General features: G+C 73.8%; 10 protein-coding genes. 3 read left to right on the forward strand and 7 right to left on the reverse strand.

What is annotated here, in order from left to right; genetic code table 11:
* The first annotated feature begins 85 nt into the window (after positions 1-85).
* Positions 86-499, forward strand: a complete 414-nt coding sequence (locus tag ACWC94_RS29280) for an organic hydroperoxide resistance protein (RefSeq protein ID WP_450800193.1) — start codon at positions 86-88, stop codon at positions 497-499.
* 61 nt (positions 500-560) lie between these two features.
* Here the strand turns inward: ACWC94_RS29280 and ACWC94_RS29285 are convergent, their stop codons facing one another.
* From ACWC94_RS29285 to ACWC94_RS29315, 7 genes are all read right to left on the reverse strand, one after another.
* Positions 561-2768 carry a bifunctional glycosyltransferase/CDP-glycerol:glycerophosphate glycerophosphotransferase gene (locus ACWC94_RS29285; RefSeq protein ID WP_450800194.1) on the reverse strand — a complete coding sequence of 736 codons (2208 nt, stop codon included), beginning with the start codon at positions 2766-2768 and terminating at the stop codon, positions 561-563.
* Positions 2769-2774: 6 nt separating this feature from the next.
* Positions 2775-4976, reverse strand: coding sequence for a bifunctional glycosyltransferase/CDP-glycerol:glycerophosphate glycerophosphotransferase (locus tag ACWC94_RS29290; RefSeq protein ID WP_450800195.1), 2202 nt, complete (start codon positions 4974-4976; stop codon positions 2775-2777).
* Positions 4977-5128: 152 nt separating this feature from the next.
* A complete protein-coding gene (locus ACWC94_RS29295) occupies positions 5129-7366 on the reverse strand; it encodes a bifunctional glycosyltransferase/CDP-glycerol:glycerophosphate glycerophosphotransferase (RefSeq protein WP_450800196.1) in 2238 nt (745 codons plus the stop codon).
* A 157-nt stretch (positions 7367-7523) separates the two neighbouring features.
* On the reverse strand, positions 7524-8363 hold the full coding sequence (locus ACWC94_RS29300; protein WP_450800197.1) for a carbohydrate ABC transporter permease: 840 nt from the start codon (positions 8361-8363) through the stop codon (positions 7524-7526).
* Positions 8360-9706 (reverse strand): carbohydrate ABC transporter permease, encoded by a 1347-nt coding sequence (locus ACWC94_RS29305; protein WP_450800198.1) that lies wholly within the window; start codon positions 9704-9706, stop codon positions 8360-8362. The genes ACWC94_RS29300 and ACWC94_RS29305 overlap by 4 nt, the downstream gene beginning before the upstream one ends.
* Positions 9707-9713: 7 nt before the next feature.
* Positions 9714-11093 carry an ABC transporter substrate-binding protein gene (locus ACWC94_RS29310; protein ID WP_450800199.1) on the reverse strand — a complete coding sequence of 460 codons (1380 nt, stop codon included), beginning with the start codon at positions 11091-11093 and terminating at the stop codon, positions 9714-9716.
* 165 nt (positions 11094-11258) lie between these two features.
* Positions 11259-15161 (reverse strand): FHA domain-containing protein, encoded by a 3903-nt coding sequence (locus ACWC94_RS29315; protein WP_450800267.1) that lies wholly within the window; start codon positions 15159-15161, stop codon positions 11259-11261.
* A gap of 311 nt (positions 15162-15472) precedes the next feature.
* Between ACWC94_RS29315 and ACWC94_RS29320 the strand changes: the two genes are divergently transcribed.
* Together ACWC94_RS29320 and ACWC94_RS29325 are read left to right on the forward strand one after the other, a co-directional pair.
* The gene (locus ACWC94_RS29320; RefSeq protein ID WP_450800200.1) at positions 15473-17143 is read left to right on the forward strand and encodes a serine/threonine-protein kinase; all 1671 of its coding nucleotides are present in this window, start codon (positions 15473-15475) and stop codon (positions 17141-17143) included.
* 111 nt (positions 17144-17254) lie between these two features.
* Entirely contained in the window at positions 17255-18478 is a 1224-nt protein-coding gene (locus ACWC94_RS29325) for a serine/threonine-protein kinase (RefSeq protein ID WP_450800202.1), read from the forward strand.
* Positions 18479-18580: the final 102 nt, after the last annotated feature.

Genomic DNA, 18580 nt, shown 5'->3' on the forward strand with positions numbered 1-18580 from the left:
CAACTTAATTGTGTGCTCTACTTGTGATCGTGAGGCGGCCAGGACAGGGGCCGCCGGAACCCCGACTTCGTAAGGGATGGTCTTCATGGACGCGCTCTACACCGCTGTCGCCACCGCCACCCACGGCCGTGACGGTCGCGCCGTGTCCTCCGACGGCAAGATCGACCTCCAGCTGGCCCCGCCGGTGGAGCTGGGCGGCAACGGCCAGGGCACCAACCCGGAGCAGCTCTTCGCCGCCGGCTACGCCGCCTGCTTCGGCAGCGCCCTCGGTCTCGTCGGCCGGCAGGCGAAGGTGGACGTCAGCGACGCGGCGGTGACCGCCGAGGTCGGCATCGGCAAGCAGGGCGAGGGCTTCGGGCTGAAGGTGACGCTGCGCATCGAGCTGCCCGACACCGTGGACGAGGAGACCGGCCGCAAGCTGGTCGAGACCGCCCACCAGGTCTGCCCCTACTCCAACGCCACCCGCGGCAACATCGAGGTCGACCTCGTCATCGAGTAGTCCCGCAGGACAGGCGTGACGAGGGTGCCGGGCAGGGGCCGGCACCCTCGTACCCGTGCCGTCACGCCGACGTCAGTGTGTCCCGGCCGGCCGCCTGGCCGGGGATCCGTACCGTGCCCTCACCGGCCATCGGCTCACCCAGCAGCAGTGTCCGTACGACGCGCTCGGCGGCCCGGCCGTCGTCGAACTCGCAGAACCGGGCCCGGAAGTCCGCCCGCAGCCGCGCCGACTCCTCGTCCCGCCAGGACCCCGAGGCGAACAGCCAGGCCAGCTCCCGGTAGGAGCCCGCGACATGGCCCGGCGGCTCGGCGGTGATGTCGAAGTAGGCGCCCCGGCTCGCCCTGTAGGCGGGCCAGTCGTCGGCGTGCACCACGATCGGCCGGTCCAGGTTGGCGTAGTCGAACATCACGGCCGAGTAGTCGGTGACCAGCACGTCCGCCGCGAGCAGGACGTCCTCCACCCGCGGCTCCCCGGTCGCGTCGACCACGATCCCGCGCCGGGCCAGCTCCGCGAGGCCCAGCCCGCGCGCGGGCCCGTGCGCCAGCGACGGATGCAGCCGGACCACGAGGGTGCGCCCCTCGCCCAGGTCGGCCGCGAACCGGGCGAGGTCGATCCGGTCCACGTGCCCGCCGCGCCGGTAGTCCCGGCGGGTCGGCGCGTACAGCACGACCGTGTGGTCCGCCGGGATGCCGTACCGCTCGCGGAAGTCGCCCGGACCGCCGTTCACCAGTACGTCGTTGCGCGGGCTGCCGGTGCGCAGCGAGGTGAAGTGACAGGGGTAGGCCCGCTCCCAGACCAGCTCGGAGTGGCGGTTGGCGACCAGGCTGTAGTCCCAGCGGTCGGCCCGGCGCAGCATCTGCGGCACGTCGAAGCCGAGCCGGGCGCCCGGCTTGTCCCGCAGGTCGGCGCCCATGTACTTCAGCGGGGTGCCCTGGTGGGTGTGGATGTGCACGCTGCCGGGCCGCTTGGCCAGGGCGCCGGGCCAGTTGACGTCGTTGACGAAGAACGCCGCCCGCGCGGTGACCTCCCGGTACCGCCGGGACCCCACGAGAACGTGCTCGACGCCGGGCGGCAGCTGCGCGGCGGTCTCGGCGTCGCGGACCACCCACACCCCGCGCAGCTGCGGGGCGATCTCGCGGGCCTTGGCGTAGACGGCGGCCGGGTCACCGAGCACGCCCCGGTGCGAGGACGCCGAGTAGACGACCAGGTGCGGGTCCAGCGGCCGGTGCGTGTGCAGGGCGGCCCAGCCGGAGCGGGCCCGCGCGGCGGCCGCGCCGCCGACCAGGTCCGCGCGCCGTGCCGTCTCCCGTCCGGCCCGCGCCGCCTGCCGCCGGATCCGGTACGCCGTCCAGGAGCCCTCCAGCAGGCGGACCTCGCCGTCGGGCAGGGCGCCCTCGGGCCGGTGGTCGCGGAACATCCTCGCCGTACGCCGGAAGAACTCGGCCTTGTCGGCGGGCGGCAGCCGGTCCGGCTTGGCCAGGATGTCCAGGCAGTGCTCGCCCATCTTGCGGTGCAGGTACGGCCGCCAGTGCGCCAGCTGGGGCCGCTGCTCGACGAACGCGAAGACCCGCGCGTACTGGTCGTGGATGTCGAAGTGCTTGCGGCTGGTCGTGGACAGGATGTTGCCCTGCCGCCGCTGCCGGTAGTTCAGGCAGATCCGGTCCAGCGTGGCGATCCGCCGGGCGCTGAGCAGGGCCGGGAAGGTCCAGGGGGTGTCCTCGTAGTAGCCGGGCGGGAACTCGAAGCCCTCCGACTCCACGAACCGGCGCCGGTAGACCTTGTTCCACACCACCATCAGCAGATCCAGGATCCGCGGGAACCCGTCGGCGGTGAACGTGTCCGGGCCGGCCTCGCCGAGGACGTGGGCGAGGGCGTTGCGCCGGGTGCCGCCCCACCAGTAGGTGCGCGCGTAGTCGAAGACCAGCACGTCCGGGTCCCGGGCCTCGGCCAGCCGGTCGGCGACGGCCCGCAGCGCGCCCGGAGTGAGGGTGTCGTCGCTGTCCAGGAAGAACAGGTAGTCGCCGGTGGCATGCCGCATCCCGGCGTTGCGGGCCCGCCCGAGGCCCACGTTCTCCGGCAGGTGCAGCACCTTCACGCGCGGGTCGCGTCCGGCGTACTCGTCGAGGATCGCGCCGCAGCCGTCCGGGGAGCGGTCGTCCACGCCGATCAGCTCGAAGTCGTTGAAGGACTGCAGCAGCACCGAGTCCAGGCACTCGCGCAGAAAGCCCTGCACCTTGAAACAGGGCACGATCAGACTGAAGCGGGGCACGGCGGGTCAGCTCCTCACGAGGGTCGCGGCGGCCGGGGCGGGGACGCGCTCCGCCAGCGGGATCACCGGTGGGACCGCCTCCGGCGGCTCGCCGAGCAGCACCCGCCGTACGACCCGCTCGGCGGCCCGCCCGTCGTCGAAGTCGCAGAACCGCTCCCGGAACGCGGCCCGCAGCGCCCTGGCCTCCTCACCCGCGTACGAGCCGTCACGGAAGACGGCGGCCAGCTCCTGAGGGGTGCGCGCGACCGGGCCGGGGGGCTCGGTCATCAGGTCGAAGTAGACGCCCCGGGTCTCCCGGTAGACGTCCCAGTCGTCGGCGTACACCACGATCGGCCGGTCCAGGTTGGCGTAGTCGAACATGATCGACGAGTAGTCGGTGACCAGCGCGTCCGCCGCCAGGCACACGTCCTCCGAGGAGCGGTGCGCGGTGACGTCGATGATCCGGTCCGAGGTCCGGGAGCGGCCCCGGTCGTAGAAGTAGTGGGCGCGCAGGAGTACGACGACGTCCTCGCCGGCCGCTGCGCAGAACGCCTCCAGGTCCAGCCCGGGTTCGAAGCCGGTGTGGTGGTCGCGGTGGGTCGGCGCGTACAGCACGGCGGTCCTGCCCTCCGGGACCCCCAGCCGCCGCCTGATCCGTGCCACGTCCTCGGCGGTCGCCGTGTAGTACACGTCGTTGCGCGGATAGCCGTACTCCAGGTGCTCGTAGGAGCCGGGGAAGGCGCGCTCCCACATCTGGGTCGAGTGGCGGTTGGCGGAGAGGTTGAAGTCCCAGCGGTCGACCCGGCCCAGCAGCCGGGTGAAGCTGCCCGACTGGGCGGCCACCACCGGGTACGCCGACTGGTCCACGCCCATCGTCTTCAGCGGGGTGCCGTGCTGGGTCTGCAGATGCACGCTGCCGGGCCGCTTGACGATCCCCTCGGCGAAGTTGGCGTTGTTGATCAGGTAGGTCGCGCGGGCCAGTACCTCCCAGTAGCGGCGCGAGCCGATCACCGCGTACTCCACGTCCTTCGGCATGGCGTGCGCCTGGTCGGCCTCGACGAGGAACACCGAGCGGATGTGCGGGGCGAGTTCGCGGGCCTTGGCGTGGATCGCGGCCGGGTTGCAGGTATAGCCCCGGCCCCAGTAGGCGCAGTACACGGCCAGGTGCGGGTCGAGCGGGCGGTGCAGGTCGCGGGCGTAGCGCAGCCGGGTGCGCACCATCCGCGGGCGTGGCAGCCGCTCGGCGGCCCCGGAGGCCACCTGGTTGGCGCCGCGCAGACCGCGGAACGCGGAGTAGGCGCCCGCCGCCAGCAGCCGGTGCTGCACCCCCAGGCTGCCGCCCGGCGGCCGGAAGCCGGCCGGCCGGTGGCGCCGGTGGAGGCGGGCCGCGCGGCGGAAGAACGCCCGGTGCCCGGACGGCAGCCGCTCCGGCCGGGACGCGGTCTTCAGCACACGCGAGAACAGCTCCTCGAACAGCGGGCGGATCCGCTCGGCGGGCAGGGCGGCCTCCGCGGCCCGGGTCAGGACCAGGTCCACCTGGTCGAGCAGGGCGTGCTGGTGCGGCCCGGGCAGGTTGAGCCGGCTGCCCTGCCGGCGCAGCCGGTGCCGTACGACGACGCGGCGCAGCACCGCGATCCGCCCGGCGGCGAGCGTGACCAGGCCGCCCCAGCCGAGGTCGGTGAAGTGGCCGTCGGGAAAGGTGAGGTGATGCTCCGTGAGGAAGGCGCGGCGGTAGACCGCGCTCCACGCCGGCAGCCGCACGCCGGTCAGCTCCGGCAGGTCGGCGGGGGCGAAGGCGCCCTCGGGGGCCCCCGCGAACAGCGGCGCGGCCGGGTTGGCAGGCTCGCCCTCCCACCAGGGGACGCGCTCGTGCTCGACGTAGAGCACGTCCACGCCGGCGGTCTCGGCCAGCCGGGCGTCCAGTGCCGCGAGCGCGCCCGGCAGCAGCAGGTCGTCGCCGTCGAGGAACAGCACATACGCGCCGGTCGCCGCCCGCATCCCCGCGTTGCGCGCCCCGCTCAGGCCGGCGGACGGCGGTGAGTCGGCCGGGGTCACCCGGGAGTCCCGCTGCGCGTATCCGGCGGCCACCGCGGCGGCCGGGGAGTCGGGGGCGTCGCAGACCGGGATCAGTTGCAGATCGCCGAAGGACTGGCCGAGAACCGAGTCCAGCGCCTGGGACAGCCGGCCGGCGACCCCGTGGGACGGGACGATGATGCTGAAGCGGGGCATTCTGTTCTTTCTGTTGTCTTGCGGACACGTGTCCCGCGGACGGCGCCGGACACGCGACCGGGCCGCCCCGCCGGACGCCAGGTGGACGGCCGGCTCGGGGTGGGCCGCGTCGAGCCGAGGTGCAGGGGGACTCCCGCAGGGACCAACGCCGTTCAGTGCCTCTCGGTGACGGGGAGGGAACCGGAAGGTTGCTCCACGGTGGCCAGCGGCGACTGCGTGCAGGCGGACGGCACCGGGTTGCGCTCCGCGAGCGGCACCACCCGCGGCAGGCCCGTCTCGCCCAGCACGATGTGCCGTACGACCCGCTCGGCGGCGCGTCCGTCGTCGTACGGGCAGAACCGCTCCCGGAACGCCGCCCGCAGCTGGGCCGAGCGCGAGCCGCGCCAGTGGCCGGTCGCGAAGATGTCGATCAGCTCGTCCTCACTGCGCGCGACCGCGCCCGGCGGGAAGGCGCGCAGGTCGAAGTAGGTGCCGCGGGCCGCCCGGTACGCCTCCCAGTCACCGGTGTGCACCACGATCGGCCGGTCCAGGTTGGCGTAGTCGAACATGATCGACGAGTAGTCGGTGAGCAGTGCGTCCGAGGCCAGGCAGAGCGACTGCACGCTCGGGTGGCCGCCGACGTCGATGACCCGGGTGCCCGTGCCGAGCGGGCCGCCGCGGGTGGGGTGCGGCCGGGCCAGGATCACGAAGCGCGGGCCGAGGCGGCGGGCGATCCGCTCCAGGTCCAGCAGCGGGCGCTGGGTGTGCTGGTGGTCGCGGAAGGTCGGCGCGTACAGGATCGCGACCGCGCCCTCGGGGATGCCCAGCGACTCGCGCAGCCGGGCCACGTCCGCCGAGGTCGCCCGCTGGAGGGCGTCGTTGCGCGGGGCGCCGTACTCCAGCGTGGTGTAGCGGCCCGGCAGGACCCGCTCCCAGACCAGCGTCGAGTGCCGGTTGCCGGACAGGACGAGGTCCCACTGGTCGACGCCGCGCAGCAGTTCGGCGAAGTCGGTGCCGTGGGCCGCCGCCGGGCGCTCCTGGAGATCCAGACCCATGTGCTTGAGGGGGGTGCCCTGCTGGGTCTGGACCATCACCTGCCCGCGCCGCTTGCGCAGCCGCCGGTCCAGGGCGTCATCGGTGACCAGGTACCTGGAGCGGGCCAGCGCCGTCCAGTAGGCGGCCGTGCCGGGCCGCAGCCGGCGCGGGCCCGGCGGCACCGTGTGCTGGTGCTCGGGGCGGGTGATCCACGCGGTGCGGATGTGCGGGGCGTGGGCGCGGAACGCCTCCTCCAGGGCGCCCGGGTCGCCGCCGTGGCCGCGGCCCGCACCGGAGGCGAACACCGCCCGGTCGGAGCGGACGGGCAGCCGCAGCTGGATCCGGTAGTGCAGCCGCAGCGCGCCGGTGCGCAGGGCACGGGCCAGCTTCAGCGCCGTCTTCAGCGTGCGCCGGCACCCGGCCGAGGCCAGCTGCAGTGCCCGGAACGTGCGGTGCAGGCCGAAGCGGACCAGGACGTTCCGTCGCCGCATCCGGGCGCCGGGGACCCGGTGGCGGCGGTAGTGGGCGCGGGCCCGGCGCAGGAACTCGCCGTGGCTGCCGCGCGGCAGCCGGCCCCGCTTGGTGAACACGGTCGCGTAGTGGTCGATCATGCGGCGGAACAACTCCGGCCGCCACCGCGCGAGTTCCGGCCGCTCCTCGATGTAGGCGAACACCCGGTCGTACTGCTCGAACAGGTCGAAGTGCTTGCGGCTGGTGGTGCCGAGGATGCTGCCCTGCCGGCGCTGCCGGTAGTGCACGCACACCCGGTCGAGGGTGGCGATCGACTCCGCCGTCATCAGCACCGGGAAGGTCCAGGGGGTGTCCTCGTAGTAGCCCGGCGGGAACCCGAAGCCGTTCTCCTCGACGAACTCCCGCCGGTAGGCCTTGTTCCAGGCCACCATCAGCACCCGGAGCAGCCCCGGGCGGTCCTCCAGGCGGAACGGCGCCGGGCCCTGCTCGGTGAGCGGGGCGGTGAGCTGGTTGCGGACCGCCCGGCCGTCCCAGTACGTGCGCGCGTAGTCGTACACCAGGACGTCCGGCTCCCCGGACTCCTTGATCCGGTCGGCGATCGCGCGCAGCGCGTCCGGGGTGAGCGTGTCGTCGCTGTCCAGGAAGACCAGGTAGTCGCCGCTCGCCTCGGCCATCCCCGCGTTCCGGGCCCGCCCGAGCCCCCGGTTCTCGGCCAGGTGCACGGGCCGTACGCGCGCGTCACGGGCCGCGTACTCGTCGATGATCGCCCCGCAGGCATCCGGCGAGCAGTCGTCCACGGCGATCAGTTCCAGATCGGGATACGACTGCGAGAGCACCGAGTCCAGGCACTCGGAGAGATACGCCTGGACCTTGTACGCGGGGACAATGACACTGAACCTGGGCAAGGGACATCCAAGGGTCGTCGGTCGGCGCGAGGGTTCTGACCGGAAACGGCCGATGGAGTGAATTGGTTACGGTTCGTACGGCATGTGGGGGACACGAGGTGAACGTCGAGGAGCGGGCCGCTTAAGGCCCGCCCCTCGAAAAGTGTCGTTTTTGTTACTACTTGACCGCGCCCGCCATCACCCCGGACACGAACTGCCGCTGGAACGCGAAGAACACGGCCAGCGGGATCACCATGGAGATGAACGCGCCCGGCGCCAGCACGTCGATGTTGTTGCCGAACTGCCGCACCTGCGTCTGCAGTGCGACCGTGATCGGCTGGGTGCCCGACCTGGTGAACACCAGAGCGACCAGCATGTCGTTCCACACCCACAGGAACTGGAAGATGCCGAGGCTGGCGATCGCCGGGCCGCCGAGCGGCATCACCACCCGCGCGAACAGCCTCAGTTCACCGGCGCCGTCCAGCCGGGCCGCCTCCAGCAGCTCGCGCGGGATCTCCGCGAAGAAGTTCCGCAGCAGGAACACCGCGAACGGCAGACCGAACCCGGTGTGGAACAGGATCACCCCGAGGATCGACCCGAACAGGCCTATGTTCCCGAACAGTTCGGCGATCGGGATCAGCGCCACCTGCACCGGCACCACCAGCAGACTCACCACGCCCAGGAACCACCAGTCCCGGCCGGGGAACTCCATCCACGCGAACGCGTAGCCCGCGAGGGAGCCGACCACGACGACCAGGACCGTCGCCGGGACCGTGATCAGCACGGTGTTCCAGAGGGAGTGGGTGATGTCCCCGTTCTCGAGGAGCTTCCGGTAGCTGTCGAACGTCAATTGGGACGGCCTGGTGAACACCTTCCACCAGCCGCTCGCGCTCATGTCCTGCGGCGAGCGCAGCGAGGAGGCGAGCAGCCCGATCGTCGGCACCAGCCAGAACAGGCCCACGACGATCAGGAACACGCGGACCAGACCGCCGTTGATCTTCTCCAGCAGCCAGGTCATCGCCGCACCTCCCGCCGCAGCCGACGAATGTTGAACGCCATCACCGGGATCACCAGCACCAGCAGCAGCACCGCGATCGCGCTCGCGACGCCCGGCTGGTTCTCCGCGAAGCCCTTGCGGTACAGCTCCAGGGCGAGCACGTTGGCGTCGTCCTGGGACGAGCCCGGCGCGATGATGTAGACGAGGTCGAACACCTTCAGCACGTTGATCATCAGTGTCACGGTGACCACCGCGAGGACCGGCGCGAGCAGCGGCACGGTGACCTTGCGGAACACCTGCCACTCGGTGGCACCGTCCACCCGCGCCGCCTCCAGCAGCTCCCGGGGCATGCCCGCGAGCCCCGCCGCGATCAGCACCATCGCGAAGCCCGCCCACATCCACACGTACGCCCCGATGACCGCCGGGGTGACCAGCGCCGGGCCGAGCCACTCCACACCGTTGTACGGCTCCCGGAAGTTGCTCGCGGGAAGCCGCAGCCGCGCGCCGTCGGCGGCGGCGGGCAGCGTGAAGGTGCCGTCGCCGGCGGCCGTTGTGGAGGCGACCACCTTGCCGTCCTTCACCGCCTCGATCCGCATCCCGGCGTAGCCCAGCTCGGACGGGTCGGGGGCGCCGAGCCGTCCCACGCCCTTGCCGCGCGTGAAGTCCTGCCAGGTGGTGCCGGTGATCCTCCCCGGCTCCGGCCGGGCGGCCACGGCATTCTTCGCGCTGTCCGGCATCCGGTCCGGGGCGACGCCGACGAGGGGGAGGGTGACCGCCTGCCCGGCGCGGACGGTGGCCTTGGTGACGAAGCCCCCGTCCTGCGCGACGAGCGGCGACTCACGGCCCGGGTGGGCCTTCGGGAACGCCGACGACTGCGCGAAGGTGTCGTGGACACCCACCCACACCGCGTTCGCGACCCCCTTGTGCGGATCCTGGTCGTACACCAGCCGGAAGATGATCCCGGCCGCCAGCATCGAGATCGCCATCGGCATGAAGACGACCAGCTTGAACGCCGTCCCCCAGCGCACCCGCTCGGTCAGCACCGCGAAGACCAGACCGAGCGCGGTGGAGACCGTCGGCGCGAACACCACCCAGATGACGTTGTTCTTCAGGGCGGTGCGGATGCCGTCGTCGGTGAAAAGGGTCTTGTAGTTGTCGACTCCGGAGAAACCGTCACCGGAGGCGTTGTAGAAGCTGCGGATCAGCGAGTACCCGATCGGGTAGACCACGAGCGCGCCGAGCAGCACCAGGGCGGGCAGCAGGAACAGCACTGCCACGGTCCTGCGGGTGCCGGTCACGCTCCTACGACCGCGGGGTGCGGCGGGACCCGGTGAGGCCCCCGCCGCCGTTGCCGCCGACGTCATCGCCGGATCAGCTCCCGCTTCCGTACGCGGCCGCCGCGTCCTTCTCCAGCTTCGCCTGGGCGCCCGCCACGTCCGCCGGGTTCTTCAGGAAGTCCTGCAGGTCCTTCCACTCACCCTTGCCCGGGGTGCCGCCGAAGGCCTGCGGGGCCTGGTCGGACATGTCGAAGCGGAAGTCGTCACCGGACGCGATCAGCGCCTTGGCGATCTTCTGCTGCACCGCGTTCGGGTACGACGAGATCTCCACGTTCTTGTTCGGCGAGAGATAGCCGCCGAGCTTCGCCTGGATGGTCGCCGCGTCCGGGGAGGCGAGGAAGGTGACCAGGGCCTGGGCCGCCTTGGAGTCCTTCAGGATCACCGCCGCGTCACCGCCGGAGACCACGGGCGCGGTGGAGCCGACCGCAGGGAACGGGAACACCTTCGCGTCCGTGCCCACCTTCGCCTTGGTCTCCCCGATGTTGACCTGCGCGAAGTCACCCTCGTAGACCATCGCGGACTTCGGCTGGTCGCCGCCGGTGAAGGTCTGGGTGACCGAGGCCGGGAACTCCGTCTGCAGCGCGCCGTCCTGGCCGCCCGCCAGGTAGTCCTTCTTGCCCCAGATCTGTGCCAGCGTCGTCAGGGCCTGCTTGACCGAGGGATCCGTCCACTTGATCTTGTGCTGGGCGAGCTGGTCGTACTTCTCGGGGCCCGCCTGGGACAGATAGACGTTCTCGAACCAGTCCGTCAGCGGCCAGCCGTCCGCGCCGGCCACCGAGAACGGCGTGACCCCGGAGTCGTACACCGCCTGCGCGGCGCCCAGCAGGTCCTTCCAGGTCTTCGGCTCCTTGGCGTTCGCGTTCTCGAAGACCTTGGCGTTGTACCAGATCAGCGACTTGTTGGCGGCCTTGTAGTACACGCCGTACTGCTTGCCGCCGACCTTGCCGATGTCCTGCCAGCCCTGCGCGTAGTTCTTCTGCAGTTCCTTGACGGCCTCGGGTCCGAGCGGCTTGGCCCACCCCCGCTGCACGGCCTGCTTGATGGCACCGGGCTGCGGCAGCATCGCCACGTCCGGCGGCTGGCCGCCCGCGATCTTGGAGCCGAGGAAGTTGATGATCGGGTCCTGGGCGGGCACGAAGGTGACCTTCGCGCCGGTGCGCTTCTCGAACTCGGCCAGGACCTGCTTGAAGTTCTTCTGCTCCTGGCCGGTCCAGACGGCGGCGATCTCCAGGGCGGCGCCGTTCAGCTTCGGCAGGCTGACGGTGGAGCCGGTGGCCCCGCCGGTCTGCTCCCCGCTGCCCTTCTTGTCGTGGTCACTGCTGGAGCAGGCGCTGAGGGCGAGGGCTCCCGCCAGCAGCGCGGCGAGGGTGGTGACGGTCCTGTGGGTCCGGATGGTGCTGCTCGTGCTGCGCATCACTTCCCCGTTCGTCGTTCTTCGTTGAACGTCAGAACTCTGTCCGTGCGCTCCGGTGTACGCCGCGCCGCACAAGGGCGGCAAGAGCGCCTGCGCCGTCCGGCGGCTCATCGTGACCGGCTCGTGATCGGGGAGGTATGCGCATCCGCTTCCGGCGGGTTCCGCTCAGAGCAGTGAGGGCACCTGAACCGCGGACACCTCGCGAGCCGCCCGCTGCACCGCGCTCGCCAGCAGAGCCAGGTCGGTGGGGCCGTTGCCCAGCTCCCGCACGGGCCGGCGGGCCGGCGGGTCGCCCATGCGCTGCCAGTCCAGCGGGACGACCGTGGGCCGCTGGGTCGCGGTACGCGGGATTCGGCCCGTCACCCGGCCGCCCTGGAAACCGACGATCCGTCCGTCGGCGTACGCCAACCGCCCGCGCCCCGGCGCCGGTTCGTCCGGCCCCTGGTTCGGGGCGTCCAGCACGACCCGCGAGGTGGCCCTCCGCGCGGGCTCGCTCTCCGCCGTACGACCACCCGTCCCGGCCGACGCCACCAGATGCACCCCCAGCCGCTCGCCCTCCCGGGCCACCGCCTCCAGCGCGCGCAGCACCGACCCGGCGGCGGGCCGGCCCGGCGAGCCGAGCGGGGGCGAGACCAGCGCGTCCAGGTCGTCGACGACGACCACCAGCCGCGGCAGCGCGGGTGCGGCCTCGGCTTGCTGCCGCGCGCCCGCGCCCGGCCGCAGCCGCAGGGTGGAGCTGGGCGGCGTCTCTATGTCACCGTTCGCGGGCGTGCGCTGCGCCACGATCCGGCCCGACACCGCACGGCCCGTGTGCCACTGCGCGAAGTCGGTCCGGCCCAGCAGCTCCGCCCGCCGCTTCAGCTCGGCGGCCAGCGACTGGGCGAACTCCCGCATCCGCACGGGGTCGTTGGCCATGAGGTGCGTGGTGACATGCGGTATGTCGGTGCACACGCGCAGTCCCTCACCGCGCCCCGCGCCCGCCCCGGCCCCGTCCCGCCCGTCGATCAGCACCACGCCCAGCCGGTCCGGCCGCTCGGCGGCGGCCAGCGAGGCCACCACGGCCCGCAGCAACTCCGTGCGCCCGCTGCCGGCCGGTCCCTCGATCAGCAGATGCGGCCCGTCGGCGACGAGGTCGACGGTGACCGGCCCGCGCTGACCGGCCCCCAGCACGGCGCGCGCCCGTCCACCCAGTGCCTGGGTGTCGTCGGCCGCGTCGGCCCAGCGCGCCATCAGCGACGCCGGGGTGGCCCGGGCCAGCCCCAGTTCGTCCAGCAGCCGCGCCGACTGCGGCAGCGGCGTGGCCACGCGGGTGTCCCGCTCACCGGCCGGGCCGTCCGGCCGCAGCGGCGCCAGCGCCCGCGCGAACCGCTCCGCCCAGGCGAGGGAGACGGCGTCGACGATGGCCGGCGAACCCGGTCCGACGGGCCCGCTCGGCGCCACCCGCATCAGCTGCAGCGCCGAGGCGACATCACCGCTGAGCAGCGCCACGGCACCGCAGTGCCGGAACGTCGGCGTCACCGCGCACGCGGCCTCGTACGTCAGCGTCACGGGGGAGGCGGGCGAGGCGGGGTCGGTCTCGGCGAGACACACCACATGGATCCCCGCCCGCGGCCCGGCCACGGCCAGCCGCGCCACGGCCTCCCGCAGCGCGGCCCCTCCGGGGTCCCCGTCCACCACGACGACGGTGTACGGCCCGGGGAACCCACTCGTCCCGCCGGCCTCGAAGTCACCCTTGGCCCACGAGGGGCGACGGGTGGGGGCGGCGTCGCCGGACTGCGCGGAGGGGTGGGAGACGGGAGGGGTGGGGCTGCCGGGGTGGTCCGAGAGGGGCCCCGGGGCCGGGGCTTCGGGGTGGTCGGGGGCGGCTTCCGGCAGGGGCGCGCCGAAGGGGCGGGCCGTGGCGCCGGGGCCGCCGGACGCGAGCCCCTGGGCGACGGCGGCCGGCGTGCCGGGGTACGCGGTGGCGGTGTCAGGGTGGCCGGAAACGGGTTGGTGCGGGTGGCCGCCCTGGGCGGGCGTGCTGTCCGGGCCGGCCGGGGCGGTGGCACCGGTGCCGGATCCGGGCTCGGCCGGGCCGGACGGGCCGCTGTGCGCGACGGTGTCGGCGGGCGGGGTCTGGGCGCCCGTGCCGGGTGTGTGGGGGTGGGTGCTCCGGGCGGCGGCAGTCGGGCGGGGGCCGGGGGCGGCCGGGCCGGACGGGCCGCTGTGCGGGGCGTTGCCAGTGGTGCCGCGGGGGCCGGCGGGCGGGGTCTGGGCGCCCGTGCCGGGTGTGTGCGTGGGCCGGCCGGTGGGCTCGTCGGGGGTGAGGGTGCCCGACGCCGTGGCCGGTACGCGGGCGGAGGCGGGGTGGGCCGCGCTCCGGCCGGTCGCCGCGTGGTCCTCCACCCGGCGCAGCAGTTCCTCCGCGCGGGCCGCCGCCTGTTCGCGGTCGTAGGCGAGCAGCAGCCGGCAGTCCTGGCCGTGGCCCGGCCGGACGTGCGGGAGCCAGCCCAGCCAGGACCACTCGGCCGTGCGCTCCTCCACGGGCCGGGCGCGGTCGGCACTGATCAGCACGATCTCCAGCAGGTCGGGGGAGTGCAGGGCGGCCAGCTGCGCCAGCACCGCGCGGGCCAGACCGGACAGCCGGGGGCGTGGACCGGCCAGGCCCAGCGCGCCCGCCTCGCGCAGCGCCGCCGTCACGGGCACCGCGGGCAGCAGCCCGGAGCCGTCCGGAGCACTGCGGTCGGCCGTGCCGAGCCGCACGGTCAGCGCCTCCGCGTGGTCCGGCCCACGCTCCCACAGCCGGGGTCCGGGACCGAGCGCCGTCAGGAGCAGCGCGGCGGGATCCGGCCAGGTATCCGGCTGCTGCGGTGCCGGGTCCGCCGGGACGGCGTCGGCGCGCGGGGCGGTGCCGCCGTACGCCCCGGGGGTGACGGGCTGTTCCCCACGCCCGCCGGTCAGCTTGCGCGCCCAGGCACCGAGTCCGCGCCGCCGTCCGCCCTGGGGGATGCCGGTGCCCCTGACAGGGGGGCCTCCACGGCCCCGCTCCCGCGGATCCCCGACGGGCCCCGGGGTGCGGCCGGTGGTCCCGGGTCCCGCCGCGCCGGTGTACGGCTCCGCGGCCACCGGGCCCGGCCCGCCGACACCGAAGCGGCCGGCGTGCGTGTCCCCGCCGCGGTTCTCGATCCCCGGCGACCCGCCCTGTCCCGGTACCACCCCCGACTCCCGCCGCCGGTGCTCCAGCCCCCCGCCCCCGGAGGCGCCCCACCCGGCGGAGCCGTACCCGTGCTGGGCCGAACCGACGGGCCCGCCGGACGCCTCGGTCCCGCCCGCGGCGGGCGACGGTCCTTCCGTCCCACCGAGGCCGCCCGCACCCGGCGACGAACCCCGCACGGGTGGCGCGGAACCGGAGCCGGACTCCGGCGCACCCGGCAACGTGACCCGGACGCATCCCTCCCCGTCCGGTACGACCCGGACGCCGGTTCCCCCAGACGGAGCAACCCGCAGTACCGACTCCCCGATCCGCAGCAGGCCCCCGGCGGGGAACCGCACCGGACGCGAGTCCACCCGCGCCCCGTCCAGCGCCGTACCGTTCGTGGAGCCGAGGTCGGCGACCGAGACGCGTCCGTCCGCGCCGACGGTGACCGCGCAGTGCAGCCGGGACACGTCGGGGTCGTCCAGCGGTACGTCCGCGTCGGACGAGCGGCCCACGGTGATCCGGCCGCCGTGCAGCAGATGGACCCCGCCCGCATCGGGGCCGGCGACGACTTGCAGCTGGGTCGGCGCGTCGGCCGGCTCGGCGTGGGGCTCGGCGACCGCCGGGGCGCCCAGGGACAGCACGGCGCCGTCGACCAGCGGAGGTTCGCCGAGGGTGCAGCGGCGCGGGTCGAGGCGTTCCGTACCGGCGTACAGCACGACGGGGGCGTTGGAGGCGTCGCGGCCCTCCCCGGTGACCGCCCCGGCCAGCGCCGAGGCGACCGCGGCCAGGTCCGTGCCCGTGGGCGCCGTGACCAGCACGTCGCGGCTCGCGGCGCGGCCCCGCTGCGGGGACGCGCCCAGCGGGTCTACGACGGTCAGCCGGATCTGCATCCCCACCCCAACACGAGCACGTCGGCCAGTACTGGAAGGCATCCTCGCACCTGCCACTGACAGCCCGCCCGGCACCCGGTAACAAGTGATCTTGATTGGTCGGCTCTGCCCCCAAAAATGCCTGACCATGAGGGTGCGGGCGATCAGTTGAGATCGGTCACGTCCGTTTTCGGCAACCAGTGGACCGGGACATGCGTCTTTCCGTCGAGCACCTGGCGCCCCCGAGGGCGGCACTACAGTGGGTCGGACAACCGGAATGACAACCGGAATACAGGCAAGCAACCACCAGCAAGCAGCAGGGAGCGCGTGACGTGCGGCCAGTCGGCAGCAAGTACCTGCTTGAGGAGCCGCTCGGACGCGGCGCCACAGGCACCGTCTGGCGTGCCCGCCAGCGCGAGACCGCGGGCGCCGAGGCGGCCGTGGCCGGGCAGCCCGGCGAGACGGTCGCGATCAAGGTCCTCAAGGAGGAGCTGGCGAGCGATCCGGACATCGTGATGCGCTTCCTGCGCGAGCGCTCCGTCCTGCTCCGCCTCACCCACCCGAACATCGTCCGGGTCCGCGACCTGGTGGTCGAGGGTGATCTGCTGGCCCTGGTCATGGACCTCGTCGACGGCCCCGACCTGCACCGCTACCTGCGCGAGAACGGCGCCCTCACACCGGTCGCCGCCGCGCTGATGACCGCGCAGATCGCCGACGCCCTCGCCGCGAGCCACGCCGACGGCGTCGTGCACCGCGACCTGAAGCCCGCCAACGTCCTGCTCGAGCAGCACGAGGGCCGGATGCACCCGATGCTGACCGACTTCGGCATCGCCCGCCTCGCCGACTCCCCGGGCCTGACCCGCACCCAGGAATTCGTCGGCACGCCCGCGTACGTGGCACCGGAGTCCGCCGAGGGCCGCCCGCAGACCTCCGCCGTGGACATCTACGGCGCCGGCATCCTGCTGTACGAGCTGGTCACCGGACGCCCGCCGTTCTCCGGCGGCACCGCCCTCGAGGTCCTGCACCAGCACCTGAGCGCCGAGCCGCGCCGCCCCTCCACCGTCCCGGACCCGCTGTGGACGGTCATAGAGCGCTGCCTGCGCAAGAACCCCGACGAACGGCCGAGCGCCGAGAACCTCGCGCGCGGCCTCCGGGTCGTCGCCGAGGGCGTCGGCGTGCACGCGAACGCCGCGCAGATCGCCGCGGCCGAGGGCGTGGGCGCGCTGCTGGCCCCCGACCCGGCCCCGGCCGCCGTCCCCGGCGCCGCCGACCCCACCCAGGTCCTGCCGAACACCGGCCCCCAGGGCGCGTACGACCCGAACGGGGCGACCAGTGTGCTGCCCCACACCGGCGGTCCCGCCGGCGCCGCCGACCCCACCGCCGTCCTGCCGAACACCGGCGCGGCGGACCCGACGGCTGTGCTGCCGAACACCGGCCCGCAGGGGCAGCAGCCCGAGCAGCCGCACCCCTGGCAGAACCAGCTGCGCGCCGCCCGCGACCGCAACGAGCAGACACAGATCCAGTACCTGGCCCCGGAGGACGACCCGCTGCGCCACCGGCCCCAGCGGCAGGTCGCCCGGCCCCAGCAGCAGCCGCGCCAGGCCCCGCAGGGACGCCCGCAGCAGCCGCAGCAGCGCGGCCGGCAGCAGCGGTACCAGCAGGGGTACGGCCACGCGCCCCAGCAGCCTCAGCAGTACGCCCCGCCGCAGCAGCCGCAGCGGTACGCGCCGCCCGCGCCGGAGCCGCAACGGCCCGCGCGCGAGCCCCGCGCACCGCGGCAGCGCAGCGCCAACCCGATGAAGATCCCTGGGCTCGGCTGCCTGAAGGGCTGCCTGTTCACGATCGTCATCCTGGTCGTGGCGAGCTGGCTGATCTACGAGCTGACCCCGCTGCACACGTGGGTCGGCCAGGGCAGGAGCTACTGGCACGAGGTGACCCACTGGGTCGGACAGGCGAGCCGCTGGGTCAAGGACCTGGGTGGTTCGTCCGGCAGCGGCAACTGATCACAGGCTTGTGGATTTGTCGACATCTGACGGGTGATTTCCGTCTCCGCGGTGAAGGTTGGCTCATCGGACGCGTAGTTTTAGCGACAACACGCGTCTGTAGGAGCAGCCTTGGCACGGAAGATCGGCAGCCGGTACACCGCCAACCAGATCCTGGGGCGGGGCAGCGCCGGCACGGTGTGGCTGGGCGAGGGACCGGAGGGCCCCGTCGCCGTCAAGCTGCTGCGCGAGGACCTCGCCTCCGACCAGGAGCTCGTCGCACGCTTCGTCCACGAGCGCACCGCGCTGCTCGGTCTGGAGCACCCGCGCATCGTCACCGTGCGCGATCTGGTGGTGGACGGCAACGACCTGGCCCTGGTCATGGACCTCGTGCGCGGCACCGACCTGCGCACCCGTCTGGAGCGCGAACGACGGCTCGCCCCCGAGGCGGCCGTGGCGATCGTCGCCGACATCGCCGACGCGCTGGCGGCGGCCCACGCGGCCGGGGTCGTGCACCGGGACGTGAAGCCCGAGAACGTCCTGCTGGACATGCAGGGCCCGCTCGGCCCGGGCGGCGCCCACCCGGCGCTGCTGACCGACTTCGGCGTCGCCAAGCTGATCGACTCGCCGAAGCGGACCCGCGCCACGAAGATCATCGGTACGCCGGACTACCTGGCCCCCGAGATCGTCGAGGGCCTGCCGCCGCGCGCGGCCGTGGACATCTACGCCCTCGCGACCGTCCTGTACGAGCTGCTGGCCGGGTTCACCCCCTTCGGCGGCGGCCACCCCGGCGCGGTGCTTCGACGCCACGTCACCGAGACCGTCGTACCGCTGCCCGGGATCCCCGAAGAGCTGTGGCAGCTGATCGTGCAGTGCCTGGCCAAGGCGCCCGCGTCCCGGCTGCGCGCCTCGGAGCTGGCGGCGCGGCTGCGCGAGCAGCTGCCCACGCTGGCGGGGATGCCGCCGCTGGACGTGGACGAGCCGGACCTCTCCGAGGAGGCCGCCGAGGAGCCCCAGCCCTCGGCTCCGCCCGGCGAGCCGGTACGGCGGCGGGGGGCCGTGCCCCTCGTCCCCGGGGCCAAGCCGGACTCCAACCGGGACACGCACACGTCGATGCGGGTGCCGGCGCCGGACGAGCTGGCGGGGGGCGCGCACGGTACGGCGCGCGCTCCCCGCGCCACCGGTACGCCCAGGCCGGGGTCGGCCCGCCACCGCGCGACGGTACGGCGGCGCAGGGTGACGCTGGGAGTGGCCGGCGTGGTCCTGGCCGCTGTGGTGGGCGTCGGCGCGTGGCTCGCGTCCGGCGACGGGGACTCGGACGCACCGCGGAACACCCACAGCACCTCGGCCCCCTGACCCCGCCCGGAGGGCGGAGCCCGGGGTGGCGGGTGCGGGGCCGGGCGCCCCGTCGGCTGGGACACACTCGACCCTCGGCGCTCGGCGGAGCCGTTACGCTGG

This window comes from Streptomyces sp. NPDC001135 (assembly GCF_053598395.1).